Source organism: Citrobacter sp. S39, from assembly GCF_009495675.1.
GTDB classification, from domain to species: domain Bacteria; phylum Pseudomonadota; class Gammaproteobacteria; order Enterobacterales; family Enterobacteriaceae; genus Citrobacter; species Citrobacter freundii.
This window is the reverse complement of the sequence record NZ_CP045555.1, coordinates 3,608,148-3,621,323: the sequence shown is the minus strand read 5'-3', so window position 1 is coordinate 3,621,323 and position 13,176 is coordinate 3,608,148. Positions and strand designations below refer to the sequence as shown.

The 13,176-nt window shown below is 52.9% G+C and carries 11 protein-coding genes; 8 read left to right on the top strand and 3 right to left on the bottom strand.

Annotated elements, in window-relative coordinates; genetic code table 11:
- Positions 1 to 15: 15 nt before the first annotated feature.
- The 3 genes from ttrA to ttrB are packed head-to-tail and all read right to left on the bottom strand — an operon-like array spanning position 16 to position 4,831.
- On the bottom strand, positions 16 to 3,081 hold the full coding sequence (ttrA, locus tag GFB57_RS17255) for a tetrathionate reductase subunit TtrA (protein WP_003029357.1): 3,066 nt from the start codon (positions 3,079 to 3,081) through the stop codon (positions 16 to 18).
- On the bottom strand, positions 3,074 to 4,096 hold the full coding sequence (gene ttrC, locus GFB57_RS17250) for a tetrathionate reductase subunit TtrC (protein WP_003029354.1): 1,023 nt from the start codon (positions 4,094 to 4,096) through the stop codon (positions 3,074 to 3,076). Before ttrC ends, ttrA begins: the two co-directional genes overlap by 8 nt.
- On the bottom strand, positions 4,097 to 4,831 hold the full coding sequence (gene ttrB / locus GFB57_RS17245) for a tetrathionate reductase subunit TtrB (protein WP_003029352.1): 735 nt from the start codon (positions 4,829 to 4,831) through the stop codon (positions 4,097 to 4,099).
- Positions 4,832 to 5,058: 227 nt separating this feature from the next.
- Here ttrB and ttrS point away from each other — a divergent pair, with 227 nt between their 5' ends.
- The 8 genes from ttrS to phsC all read left to right on the top strand — a co-directional run bounded on the left by ttrS (position 5,059) and on the right by phsC (position 13,174).
- On the top strand, positions 5,059 to 6,792 hold the full coding sequence (gene ttrS, locus GFB57_RS17240; protein WP_085952530.1) for a tetrathionate respiration histidine kinase TtrS: 1,734 nt from the start codon (positions 5,059 to 5,061) through the stop codon (positions 6,790 to 6,792).
- Positions 6,767 to 7,351: a tetrathionate respiration response regulator TtrR gene (gene ttrR, locus GFB57_RS17235; protein WP_003029348.1), complete on the top strand. Its 585-nt coding sequence runs from the start codon at positions 6,767 to 6,769 to the stop codon at positions 7,349 to 7,351. The genes ttrS and ttrR overlap by 26 nt, the downstream gene beginning before the upstream one ends.
- A gap of 92 nt (positions 7,352 to 7,443) precedes the next feature.
- Positions 7,444 to 7,653 carry a fumarate hydratase FumD gene (fumD, locus tag GFB57_RS17230; protein WP_003029345.1) on the top strand — a complete coding sequence of 70 codons (210 nt, stop codon included), beginning with the start codon at positions 7,444 to 7,446 and terminating at the stop codon, positions 7,651 to 7,653.
- Between the two features lie 481 nt (positions 7,654 to 8,134).
- Positions 8,135 to 8,761: a ferredoxin-like protein gene (locus tag GFB57_RS17225; RefSeq protein WP_003029338.1), complete on the top strand. Its 627-nt coding sequence runs from the start codon at positions 8,135 to 8,137 to the stop codon at positions 8,759 to 8,761.
- A gap of 120 nt (positions 8,762 to 8,881) precedes the next feature.
- On the top strand, positions 8,882 to 10,984 hold the full coding sequence (locus tag GFB57_RS17215) for an aldehyde ferredoxin oxidoreductase (protein ID WP_003029336.1): 2,103 nt from the start codon (positions 8,882 to 8,884) through the stop codon (positions 10,982 to 10,984).
- Positions 10,985 to 10,994: 10 nt separating this feature from the next.
- On the top strand, positions 10,995 to 11,660 hold the full coding sequence (locus GFB57_RS17210) for a YdhW family putative oxidoreductase system protein (protein ID WP_003029334.1): 666 nt from the start codon (positions 10,995 to 10,997) through the stop codon (positions 11,658 to 11,660).
- A gap of 63 nt (positions 11,661 to 11,723) precedes the next feature.
- A complete protein-coding gene (locus GFB57_RS17205) occupies positions 11,724 to 12,392 on the top strand; it encodes a 4Fe-4S dicluster domain-containing protein (protein WP_003029332.1) in 669 nt (222 codons plus the stop codon).
- Entirely contained in the window at positions 12,389 to 13,174 is a 786-nt protein-coding gene (gene phsC, locus GFB57_RS17200) for a thiosulfate reductase cytochrome B subunit (protein WP_003029330.1), read from the top strand. Before GFB57_RS17205 ends, phsC begins: the two co-directional genes overlap by 4 nt.
- Positions 13,175 to 13,176: the final 2 nt, after the last annotated feature.

Genomic DNA, 13,176 nt, shown 5'->3' with positions numbered 1-13,176 from the left:
CGCGTTCACGCAGAACTACACTCGCTCAATTCTCGCTGGCAACCCCTGACGCACCGACGCACCCGACACCCAGTCAAGCCAGGTATTGGCAACCTGCCGGGTAGGATCCGCAAAGCCCAAATCATTGAGATTAATCCCTGACTTTATCTGTGCATCAAATGCCATTGGCTTGCCGTCGAGCGTATGCTGAGCTGCGCCCATCTCTTTATGCCCGTAACCGTGTTCAATGGCGATGACACCCGGCATGACGCCATGCAGCAGACTTATCTGCGCTTGCGCCTGACCGCCAGGGGTGGTGATACGCACGATATCGCCATGTGCTAAACCATACCGCTGACCATCCTGCGGATTGAGCGCCACCAGATTAACCGGTTTCAGATGATGAAGGCGCGGGATAACCGCCGTGGCACTGGACATGGTATTGGATTTAAAGGAAATCAGTTTCAACGGCCACTCTTGTTCCGGGAACAACTCCTCGACCGCACGTCCATCAGACAGACGTGAAGGATACCAGGCCGGGCAACCGCTGTAGCGCTCGCCGGTAATTGCATGACGGTGCGCGGCGACGTTCGCATTCCAGATTTGGAGCGGTTTTTCCCAGGCATTGCCGACGCGGTTATCAACTCGTCCGCTGATGTCCGGCGCAAAGCGCCCGCCGCGGGAGTAGATAAACGCAACTCGGCTGATTTCATCGGGTTTCAGCGTTTGGGTCATCACAGGCATGATCCGCTGTACTCCGGTCAGCGCTATGTCTTCCGGCTGTGCCTCTGCAACCGGGGCTTTGCCCATAAACGCAATATTGGCCGCGAGGCGCAGGTAGTAATCTTCCGCACGATTCAACGGATAGTGATTACCTTGCGGATCGGTAATCGCATTGTCGCCGAATCCAGGTAGCCCAATGCGCTTTGCCACTGCGATACAGAAAGATTCCATCGAGGCCGATTGACCGTCAGCCGTGAGGCTGGTCGCAGGTCTGACGACAGGCCAACGCGCGGTGGTGGCTTTGCTGGCCACGCCTGCCCACGGAGCGCTAAATCCCCAGCTTTCGAAGTTGTGGGTATCCGGCACGATGTAATCTGCCAGCGCCGTGGTTTCGTTCATAAAGGCGTCAATCGCGATAAACAGCGGCAAGCGAGCAGGATCCTTGAGCTTTTCTTCCGCCACGCCACGTAATCCCGCAATGCCGTAAAACGGGTTGGTCATGTTTGAGATCCAGGCTTTCAGCGGATAAGGGTAACCTTCAAGCGCTGAGACGAGGAGTTCGGTAAGCTGACCTGCGACAAACGGATACCACGGGGCCTTAGCCGGGAAGGGGGATTGTCCGGCAGCTACCTTATTGCGGTACTCTTCGGAAGACTCATAAGCGGTTTTACTGCGCGCGATGCTTAACCCTTTCGGCTTTACCTTCCCGGCGAAGCTGTCCATGTTGTAGCGCGGACCGTCGGTGGCACCATTGAATTTGCCGCCACCAACAAACACACCGCCTTCAAGACTGAGGTTGCCAATCAGCGCATTGAGCATCATTACCGACCAGGCGTTATAAAAACCATTGCCTGCCATCATTCCGCCGTGCGTAATTACTGCCGCTTTACGTCCGTGGCGGGTGAATGCGTCGGCCAGAGCGCCAATGTCTGCTTCTGACACCCCACACTGCTGGCTGTACTGCGTTAGCGACAGTTTCTCTGCGGACTCTCGCAGACACTGGAAACTGCTTTTTACCGTTACCGTCTGCCCGTCAGCCAGCGTCACCTCGCGGGTAACAAACAGTTGCGCACGCGGGCAACTGTTGGCGGCGACAATCTCACCGGCCTCGTTGACGACCACCGGCTCCTGGGCGGCGTTTGTGCTCAGATGGGCGAGGGTCAGGTGTTGTCCGGCAAGCGTTGGAATTTCATCGGTAATCACAAGATGAGTGGCGTTAGTCCAGCTTTTTTCTCCTGCCTGCTGCATGGCCTGCACGCCGGGAATGGCGAGATAATCAGCGTTATAGCGTTGTTTATCGATAATCCAGCTTATCATCCCCATCGCCAGCGCGGAGTCGCTTCCCGGTCGTACGGGCTGCCAGTGGCCGCGATCGTCAGCAAGCACCGTGGTTAATGGCAGGGCGGGCGCTACCACAACATAGCGGAAGTCGTCACGTAAACGGGCGCTGGCCAACTGGCGGGCCTGGCGCTTAAACGGGTTGCCGGATTGCGCCGGAGAGGTGCCCATAAACAGCGCGAATTCGACGTTATCCCAGTCTGGTTTCACGTGGGTATTTTTATCCAGATCGCCCATTAACGCGCCGGAACCGGCCCGATAGGCCAGCCCGCAGTAAGCGCCATGAGCACCGAAATTTTTACTGCCGAAACTGTTCAGTGCGAAGCGACGTAAAAAGGTATCGCGTCCTTCATCGCTGGTATTAGTGACCAGCAGTTGATTGGATTTTGGGCCAAAGCCGGGATGTTTCATATCAAGCGGTGTAGCGGGATCGTGGATGGCTCTCAGACCATCAACGTGGCCTTCACCAAACAGATCTCCGCCTTCCACCACCTCTTTGATCAGCTGTTCGAAGCTGATGCGCTGCCATTTTCCCTCACCGCGCTTACCGACGCGCTTCATGGGCTCCAGAATACGTAACGGGCTGTACAGACCTTCGAGTAAAGTTGCACCACGGGCGCAGGCGGTGGAACGTGCGTCAAGACCTGACTCCCCGGCCAACTGTTCCATCGCCGTGGTAAAGGGGACGGAGGCGTCGATATGGTGCTCGTGCGACAACGGGTGATAAGGGTTGCCCGCAATGCGCAGCACCTTGCCTTGCTCAGTGTCAACGCGAACCCGCACGCCACACTGCGTCCAGCAACCAAAACACTGTGTCATTGAGATCACCTGCTGCGGGTTTTGCTGCCAGTGCGGCCGGGCGTTGGCTTCAGGGATGAGCGCGTTTGCAAAGATGCGGTCACGGGTAATTTTGCCCGAGGTTCCGTCCAGCAAACCGTCTATCGCGCGCTTTGCCACATCCCGATAACTCAGGCCAAAAGTCACCATGCCACCTACGGCAAGGCCCACTTTAAGCCACTGACGACGGGTTAAATTAGCCATGTTGCATTCTCCTTGCGATCGCGTTCAGGGCTTCACGAACAATAATAATCAGTGCTATCCACAGGCCGAAGGTACCCACAATGGCCAGCCAGCCATCGGTGCCGCCGGGCAGGGTGTAGGGATTAAACTGCGCGTTAAATTTCGGTATGGTCTGCACCTGGATGAGTAACGTCCAGCGCATTAGCCAGCACAGCGCCATGGCGCTAAAAGCGAGTAATATGCGCAGCGGTAGCGATAAGGGGTAACGTACAACCAACCCGCAAAGAACAAGTGAAACAAGCCATAACGCAACCCAACCGATAGCGTAGTGTTGTGCTGAAGAAGCCACATCCAGCCATTGGCGGATAGCCGAACCGGAAAGCGTATTACCGCTCGCCCAGATCAACACCACGATAGCCAGTGCGATCAACGTGACCATTTGCCCCCACGCTAGCTTACGCGGCAGTACGTCCTTGTTATTTGTCGTGGCAATAAGCAGGGCAAGAAACGTTTGCAGCGCGCTGAGGAACATCGCAACCGGAAAGGCGTAACTGAACCAGATGGGACGCGCCTGCACCACCGACACTTCACGGCCGGTGTAAACCAGCAATCCGATGGCGGACAGTGCGCTACCAAGTGCTAACCATTTTGTGACGTTGTAACTTTTTAGCGTTAGCCGTTTAACGTGCTGCGCCAGAAACCACAGACCTAAAAAACCGGTAAACAGCGGTAAGAACAGTGCGCCCCACGGCATCCAGGACCACGGCGTCGGATACGCATAGAAATGCCAGACGCGGGCGGTTTGGTGTAGATCAGCGGTCAGCGCCAGCGGTGCGGTAATCGCGCAGGTCAGGGCGATTAACAGCGTCAGATTCTCCAGATCTGCCGTTTCTTTTTTGCGCCAGTGGAGAACGCTGGCAAACAGTGCGGCGCAGGCGGCAATGCCGATGAAAAAGAAATATTGTACGGCCCAGGGTAACCAGCTTACGTCCTGGGGATGGGCCAGAACCTCGTCGATAATTAGTGAATGGTTCATTTAAACCTCCTGCCAGAGAGCGGGTTGAGCACGTCCAATCAATGGGGTGACAAATGCCTCATCCAGTCCCAGATAGAACACGTGAGGAGACGTACCGCTTTCCGGCTTCAGGACTTTGATGGTGTCATGGTGTTCATGCAGCATTTGTGAAATGCGGCTGTGTGGATCTTTAATATCACCAATGATGCGCGCGCCGCCGACGCAGGATTCTACACAGGCCGGAAGCAGCCCCGCTTCGAGGCGGTGAACGCAGAAGGTACATTTATCGGCGGTTTGCGTTTCATGGTTGATGAATCGCGCATCATAAGGGCAGGCCTGCACGCAATAGGCGCAGCCAACGCAGCGTGTGTTGTCGACCACCACGATGCCGTCTTCGCGTTGGAAAGTGGCCTGTACCGGGCAAACGGGCACGCAAGGGGGATTATCACAATGGTTGCATAGTCGCGGCAGCAGGACGTTGGTGACGCTTTGCTGACCTTCAATCTGTACTTGATACTGGTTGACGAGGGTACGAAATTCGCCCTGTGGCGTCTGGTTTTCAATGGCGCAACTGACGGTACAGGCCTGGCAGCCAATACAGCGTCGCAGGTCAACCAGCATGGCGTAGCGATGCTGTTGTGAGCCTTCATGGCGTTCAGGCGAAAAGGGAAATTGTGCCTGAGCCAGCGGTACCAGTGATGCGCCAGCGGTCAGGACGCCAAGTTGCTGGAGAAACTGCCGTTTACTGCTGTCCATATTTTCTCCCGTCACGATGCAACAACGAAACATTGGTCACGCCGTTGATTTGCGTGTGATGAATAAAGAATCTCAATGATTTACAGTGTAAAAATCGTGACGGGGTATACTCTATTGTGGTTAACCACATACCCGGCTTGTTGTTGATCTAAAACAACATAATTGACAGGGACAATTGAGTGGGACGCAACGTAGTAAGATGTCTGACAGTGCTGGCGTCGCTGTGGATGCTAAGCGGCGCGGTCAGGGCGCAGACATGGAACATTGGCGTTTTGGCGATGCGCGGGGAGGTTTCTACACGTAATCACTGGCAGCCGCTGGAAACCTTGTTGAATCAGCAAATCCCCGGTGAGCAGTTTCATATTCAACCGCTGGACCTGCGACAGATGCAGGAGGCGGTGAATCGTGGAACGGTGCAGTTTGTTGTCACTAATCCGGCGCAGTTTGTTCAGCTAAACAGCCGTTCTGCGCTGCGCTGGCTGGCTTCGCTACGCTCCACCCGTGGTGGGAAAGCCACCAGTAACGTGATCGGCAGCGCGATCCTCGTCAGACGCGACAGCGGGATAACCTCCCCACACGATCTGATCGGCAAAACGGTTGGCGCCATTGATGCTCAGGCTTTTGGCGGCTATTTGCTGGGATATAAAGCGCTCAGTGATGCCGGTCTGCGCCCTGAACGCGATTTACGTCTGACGTTTACCGGATTTCCCGCCGATGCCTTACTCTATTTATTACGTGAAAAAGCCGTGCAGGCGGTGATCGTGCCGGTGTGCCTGCTGGAAAAAATGGATGAAGAAGGCCTCATTCGTAAAACCGATTTTATGACCGTGTTGAACCATCCGACCTCAATTCCCTGTCTGACCAGTACACCGCTCTATCCTGACTGGTCATTTGCCGCACTACCTGCAGTGAGTGACGAGCTGGCCGATCGCGTCACGCGGGTGCTGTTCAATGCACCGCAAAACGCGACATTTCGCTGGGGAGCGCCCGCCTCGACCCGCGAGGTGGAAGCGTTGTTGCGCGATGTCCGCCAGCATCCGCAGCAGCGTCAGCTGTGGCTGGATGTCAAAAGCTGGTTTATTCAACATCGGCTGGCGATGGGAGCGGCGGCCATCGTGCTGTTGTTGCTGACGCTCAACTACATCTGGGTAATGCTGTTGGTTCGCCGACGCGGCAGGCAGCTAGAGCGGAACAACGTGTTGTTGCACAAACAGGAACAGGCGCTGGAGACTGCCCGACAAATGAGCGTGCTGGGGGAGATGACCTCCGGTTTTGCCCATGAGCTCAATCAGCCGTTGTCAGCTATCCGCCATTATGCCCAAGGCTGTCTGATTCGCCTGCGCGGTCAGGATGAACAGCATCCGTTGCTGCCCGCGCTTGAGCACATCGACACCCAGGCACAAAGGGGGGCCGATACGCTGCGCAATCTCCGGCAGTGGGTCAGCCAGGCACAGGGCAATCCGGTACTTCCCGATGACTGGCAAGCCATCAACGTTCACGATGCTATCCATCACGTCTGGCAATTACTGCGCATGCCCCAGCAATTCCCGGCGGTAACGCTGCACACACAGGTCAGCAAGGCGTTAACATTGACGCTGCCAAGCGTTCTTCTTGAGCAGGTGCTGGCCAATCTGGTACTCAATGCCGCCCAGGCAGGGGCTACCACAGTATGGTTTAGCGCCCTGCATAAGGATGGTGGTGTGAGTATTCAGGTGCAGGATAATGCCGGAGGCATTGACGAGACTCAGTTGTACCAAGCTTTTCAGCCGTTTATGACCACTCGCAAAGAAGGCATGGGACTAGGACTGGTCATTTGTCAGCGACTGGTGCGCTACGCAAACGGAGATATTGAGATCAACAATCAGAAGGCCCCGGACGGAAAAGCGGGGGCGAGAGTGACATTATATTTTAAACCAAATCGGGAAGGAGGCCGTAGTGGCGATAATTCATCTGCTGGATGACGACATTGCCGTCACCCAGGCCTGTGCGTTTTTATTGGAAAGTCTGGGATATGACGTGTCTTGCTGGGAGCAAGGTGAGCAATTCCTCGCTGAGGCAAATCTGCACCAGGTGGGTGTACTGCTGCTGGATATGCGTATGCCGGTACTGGATGGGCACGCTGTGCATGAAATCATGCGTCAGAAAGCAAGCACGCTGGCGGTGGTCTTTCTCACCGGGCATGGCGATGTGCCGATGGCGGTTGAGCAAATGAAACGTGGCGCGGTCGATTTTTTGCAAAAACCGGTGTCAGCCGTGCCGCTTCAGGCAGCATTAGAACATGCCTTGCAGGTCTCGGCAGCGGCGTTCTCGCGACAAGAGATCATCTGCTGCTATCAACAACTTACGCCAAAAGAACGGGAACTGGCGCATCTGGTAGCAAAAGGATTAATGAATCGGGAAATTGCTGATGCCATGAATATTGCCGTACGTACGGTTGAAGTGCACCGGGCGCGGGTGATGGAAAAAATGCAGGCGGGAAGTCTTGCTGAGCTTGTAAATCGACTTCAGAGAGTTCAGTAGAATGATGACATTTCTTTGATTTTCATTGAATTTTGTCTAAATCCTCAGAGTGATATATGCTGTTGGTTTGAGTTAATGACGAGTGGGCAAAAATGGGAAATCAGACGAAAGACGACGAGTTGTACCGTGAAATGTGCAGAGTAGTCGGTAAAGTAGTGCTGGAAATGCGCGATCTGGGACAAGAGCCTAAGCATATCGTCATTGCGGGAGTACTGAGAACCACCCTTGCTAACCAGCGTGTGAAGCGCAGTGAGTTAGAAAAACAGGCTATTGAGACCGTAATTAAAGCATTGGCCGGATAATCCGCAAAAAGAGGGCGGTAGTTTCTCTCGCCGTCCTCTTATTCTCATTACGTTAATCTATCAATAATTATAATTTAGTGTTGCAATTAACGCTATCCAACTCGCTATATATTTAATTGTATACCGGATGATATATAAAAATATATATGAGAGTGGAGTCACAAATATTTGCAAGACATATGAAGTGCTATTTCAATTTATCTTAATGATAATAAATCTCACTCCGCATTAATTATATCCCTTCCGTTTTTTAATTGATGACGATCAAGACTAAGCATGCTGAATAACCACATTATTTCTGTGCCTAACCCTAAAGGATTAGATTCATTCAGTTTAACCACCGTCATTTATGCGATCAGGTTAGGGCAAAAATTTACGTGTTGTTGGCAACTTTAACCGCCCGATATGGCTTGAGCTGCGCTGGTTTAAATTAGCCTGAAGGTGTTGCTACCACAGCATTTGCGAAGAGGATGCGAAATAAATGAACCAGGTTGATCGTCCATTTTTAGATTGTGGTTTAACGCGACTAGAATTTCTGCGGATATCAGGAAAAGGACTGGCGGGATTAACGATTGCTCCCGCGCTGTTATCCCTTTTTGGTTGTAAGCAGGAAGATGTCGATAGTGGGACTGTTGGGCTTATCAATACGCCTAAAGGGGTTCTGGTGACCCAGCGAGCTCGCTGTACGGGCTGTCACCGCTGTGAAATTTCCTGTACCAATTATAACGATGGTGCGGTGGGTACCTTCTTTTCCCGGATAAAAATCCATCGCAATTTCTTCTTTGGCGATGATGGTGTCGGGTCCGGTGGTGGGCTTTATGGCGATTTAAACTATACCGCTGATACCTGCCGGCAATGCAAAGATCCGCAGTGTATGAAGGTCTGCCCAATAGGTGCAATTACCTGGAAACAGGAAGACGGTTGTATTGCGGTGGACCACAAACGCTGTATTGGCTGTAGCGCGTGTACCACAGCCTGCCCGTGGATGATGGCGACCGTAAATACCGAAACGAAAAAGTCCTCAAAATGTGTGTTATGCGGGGAATGCGCCAATGCTTGTCCGACTGGGGCATTAAAAATTATCGAGTGGAAAGATATTACTGTTTGATAGATAGCAGGCATACCTGATTCGCGCCATTAATTGCCAAAAATACCGCAGTTTTGGATAAAAAAGCTGCCTGAAGAATGGCGGGTATATCTATTAAACCTTCTTGCAAAGGAAAACATGATGGCTAATGGTTGGACAGGTACTATTTTACGGGTCAATCTCACCACGGGTAATATCACCCTTGAAGATTCCAGTAAATTTAAAAAATTTGTCGGTGGGATGGGCTTTGGTTATAAAATTATGTACGACGAAGTCCCGCCAGGCACCATGCCTTTTGATGAAGGGAATAAGCTGGTTTTTGCCACCGGACCATTAACGGGTTCTGGCGCTCCCTGTAGCTCCCGCGTCAATATCACCTCCTTATCGACATTTACCAAAGGCAATTTAGTCGTGGATGCCCATATGGGGGGATTCTTTGCCGCGCAAATGAAATTCGCCGGTTACGACGCCATTATTATTGAAGGCAAGTCCGCATCACCGGTCTGGATCAACATTAAAGACGATAAGGTTAGCATCGAAAAAGCCGATTTCCTGTGGGGTAAGGGGACGCGCGCCACAACTGAAGAAATTTGTCGCATCACCAGCCCGGAAACCTGCGTCGCCGCGATAGGCCAGGCAGGGGAAAATCTGGTGCCGCTCTCCTGCATGATCAACAGTCGCAACCACAGCGGCGGAGCTGGTACCGGCGCAGTAATGGGCTCGAAAAACCTGAAGGCTATTGCGGTAGAAGGGACCAAAGGCGTCAATATTGCCGATCGCAAAGAGATGAAACGGCTCAATGACTACATGATGACCGAGCTCATCGGCGCTAACAACAACCACGTTGTGCCAAGCACCCCGCAGGCCTGGGCTGAATACTCTTCGCCAAATTCGCGCTGGACGGCGCGTAAAGGGCTGTTCTGGGGCGCAGCAGAAGGCGGACCAATCGAAACCGGGGAAATCCCGCCGGGAAACCAAAATACGGTAGGTTTCCGTACCTATAAATCGGTGTTCGATCTTGGGCCAGCCGCAGAAAAATACACGGTCAAAATGAGCGGCTGTCATTCATGCCCTATTCGTTGTATGTCACAGCTCAATGTTCCGCGGGTGAAAGATTTTGGCGTGCCGAGTACCGGCGGCAACACTTGTGTGGCGAACTTTGTGCACACCACCATTTTCCCCAATGGCCCGAAAGATTTTGACGATAAAGACGATGGGCGCGTGGTGGGAAACCTGATTGGTCTGAACCTGTTTGACGATTACGGTATCTGGTGTAACTACGGCCAGTTGCACCGTGATTTTACTTATTGCTATTCGAAAGGCGTCTTTAAGCGCGTACTGCCGGCTGAAGAGTATGCGGAGATCCGCTGGGATCAGTTGGAAGCGGGTGATCCTAATTTTATTAAAGACTTCTACTATCGGTTGGCGCATCGCGTGGGGGAACTCAGTCACCTTGCGGACGGCTCGTATGCCATTGCTGAACGCTGGGATTTGGGCGAAGAGTACTGGGGTTATGCCAAAAATAAACTGTGGTCGCCGTTCGGTTTTCCTGTTCACCATGCGAACGAGGCTTCAGCGCAGGTGGGGGCGATCACTAACTGTATGTTTAACCGTGACTGCATGGCGCACACCCATATCAACTTCATCGGTTCCGGTTTGCCGTTGAAATTGCAGCGCGAAGTGGCGGGCGAGCTGTTTGGTTCACAGGATGCCTACGATGAAACCAAAAACTACACCCCGATCAATGCAGCCAAGATCAAATATGCCAAATGGACGCTGCTGAAAGTCTGTCTGCATAACGCGGTTACGTTGTGTAACTGGGTTTGGCCGATGACGGTTTCACCACTCAAGAGCCGTAACTATCGCGGAGACTTGGATCTGGAAGCGAAGTTCTTCCAGGCAGTCACCGGTGATGAAACCACGCAGGCGAGTCTGGATCTGGCCGCTGAACGCATCTTTACTTTGCATCGTGCTTATACGGTCAAACTGATGCAAACCAAGGATATGCGCAATGAGCACGATCTCATCTGCTCCTGGGTATTCGATAAAGATCCGAAGATCCCGGTCTTCACTGAAGGAACCGACAAGATGGACAGGGAGGATATGCGTCAGTCATTGACGATGTTCTATCAGGAAATGGGCTGGGATCCAGAGCTGGGTTGCCCAACGCGTGAAACCCTGAACCGACTCGGACTTGAAGACGTGGCAGCTGATTTGGCGGCGCAAGACCTGTTGCCAGCGTAAGGAACGTGAGATGACTAACGTGAGCAACGTTCTGGCACCCGTAGAGGCGCTTCCTGACGAGGTAGATGGTCAAAAGAGACACTGGCTACAGGCGTTTCACCCGCCGGTAGAACAGGTGACTGCGCCGCAGGTTCAGGAGCCTGTCAGCCCGGAGTCGATTGTGGCGGATTTTATCCGTCAGCATTCGGCATCCGGGCAATTGGTGGGGCGCAGCGTATTTCTGCAGCCACCTTATTCGGTCCCTGAAACCGATCTATCCGCGCTGCTGGATGCGCTGTGTCAGGACGCAATTAACGCGGATATCACCCGTGTGCAGGGCGCGGAAGATGTCTATTTCTACTCAACGCAAACCATGACGGCAAACTACGCCGACATGTGCGTGCAGGTAGTGGAAAACGACATCTGCCGTGCAATTGCCGAGGCGGTACGCTTCGACGGCCGCACGTATCCTCGCCCCTATAAGGTCGCCATGTTGACGCAACCGCCGTATAGCTTTGAATCTCAGCAGATTACAGCGGCGCTAACGGCTATGGAAACGCATCCCGATTACGCAGATATACGTACTGTGGAATCGTCAAATGCGGAACCTTATCTGTTTAGCGAACGTTTTATGAGTTATGGCAAAGCGTACGGCCTGTGTGAATGGCTTGAGGTTGAGCAGTATCAGAACCCCTGAATTATTCAGGTTGATGTCATGGAACGTGTGGACGACCACTGTCACAGTTTAGAGGATAACCCGATGTCCTTCACCCGACGAAAATTTGTCATTGGCATGGGGACGGTGATTTTTTTCACCGGCCCAGGTCAAAATCTGTTAGCGAGTACCAGGAGCCCTAAAGCCGTTCGTTACGTCATGATTCACGACGAATCACTGTGTAACGGATGTAATATCTGCGCGCGGGCCTGCAGGAAAACCAACCATGTTCCTGCCCAGGGCAGCCGTTTGTCGATAGCGCATATTCCAGTCTCAGACAACGACAACGAAACGCTGTATCACTACTTTCGTCAATCCTGCCAGCATTGTGATGATGCGCCTTGTATTGAGGTGTGTCCAACCGGTGCCTCCTGGCGGGATGAGAACGGTATTGTGCGAGTAGATACGTCTTCCTGTATCGGCTGCAGTTACTGTATTGGTGCGTGTCCTTATCAGGTTCGTTATCTCAACCCGCATACTAAAGTGGCGGATAAATGCGACTTTTGCGCTGAATCACGCCTGGCGAAAGGTTTTCCACCGATCTGTGTTAACGCTTGCCCGGAACATGCGCTGATTTTTGGCCGTGAAGATAGCCCGGAAATTCAGACCTGGTTGCGAGAAAACAAGTATTACGAATATCAACTTGCAGGCGCCGGGAAACCCCATCTGTATCGTCGGTTCGGTCAACATTTGATTAAAAAGGAAAATGTATGAACGCGTCGCAAAATGCCGAACAGTTTCACGCCCAGCTTGCGCAGTATGTTCCCCTGTTTTCACCGGACTACTGGCCCGTGTGGTTAGTCGTTGCCGGGTTAATGCTGGTGGGAATGTGGCTGGTGCTGGCGCTTCACGCCATGCTGCGCTTTCGGGCGGCACATAAAACGTCGGCAGGGCACGGTGAGAAGGTCTATTTATATTCGAAGGCTGTTCGTTTGTGGCACTGGTCAAATGCGCTGCTGTTTTTGCTACTTCTGGTCAGTGGCCTGGTCAATCACTTCTCTGCCGTCAGCGCACCGGTAATGAAAAGCCTGCTTACCGTTCATGAGGTTTGCGGCTTTTTGCTACTTGCCTGCTGGGTTGGTTTTGTGCTGATCAACCTGATTGGCGGCAACGGACATCACTATATTATTCAACGTCAGGGCTGGATCGCTCGCGCGCAAAGACAAACACGTTTTTACCTGTTTGGCATTATGCAGGGCGAGTCACATCCATTCCCGGCATCGCCGCGTTCTAAATTCAATCCGCTACAGCAGGCGGCCTACGTTGGCGTGATGTATGGGTTGCTGCCACTACTGCTGATTTCTGGGTTGTTATCGCTTTACCCGACGGTCGTCGGAGATCTGTTTCCTGGTGTGCGTTACTGGCTGCTTCAGGCGCACTTTGCGCTGGCAATTGTCAGTCTGTTTTTCATTTTTGGGCATCTTTATCTTTGCACTACGGGCCGCACGCCGGGCGAAACCTTCAAGTGTATGGTGGATGGCTACCACCGGCATTAAGC

What these genes read in the sequence shown, in the direction of transcription:
- ttrA (WP_003029357.1), bottom strand. Translation starts at nt 3,081, where the DNA reads ATGGCTAATTTAACCCGTCGTCAGTGGCTTAAAGTGGGCCTTGCCGTA.
- ttrC (WP_003029354.1), bottom strand. Translation starts at nt 4,096, where the DNA reads ATGAACCATTCACTAATTATCGACGAGGTTCTGGCCCATCCCCAGGAC.
- ttrB (WP_003029352.1), bottom strand. Translation starts at nt 4,831, where the DNA reads ATGGACAGCAGTAAACGGCAGTTTCTCCAGCAACTTGGCGTCCTGACC.
- ttrS (WP_085952530.1), top strand. Translation starts at nt 5,059, where the DNA reads ATGCTAAGCGGCGCGGTCAGGGCGCAGACATGGAACATTGGCGTTTTG.
- fumD (WP_003029345.1), top strand. Translation starts at nt 7,444, where the DNA reads ATGGGAAATCAGACGAAAGACGACGAGTTGTACCGTGAAATGTGCAGA.
- GFB57_RS17225 (WP_003029338.1), top strand. Translation starts at nt 8,135, where the DNA reads ATGAACCAGGTTGATCGTCCATTTTTAGATTGTGGTTTAACGCGACTA.
- GFB57_RS17215 (WP_003029336.1), top strand. Translation starts at nt 8,882, where the DNA reads ATGGCTAATGGTTGGACAGGTACTATTTTACGGGTCAATCTCACCACG.
- GFB57_RS17210 (WP_003029334.1), top strand. Translation starts at nt 10,995, where the DNA reads ATGACTAACGTGAGCAACGTTCTGGCACCCGTAGAGGCGCTTCCTGAC.
- GFB57_RS17205 (WP_003029332.1), top strand. Translation starts at nt 11,724, where the DNA reads ATGTCCTTCACCCGACGAAAATTTGTCATTGGCATGGGGACGGTGATT.
- phsC (WP_003029330.1), top strand. Translation starts at nt 12,389, where the DNA reads ATGAACGCGTCGCAAAATGCCGAACAGTTTCACGCCCAGCTTGCGCAG.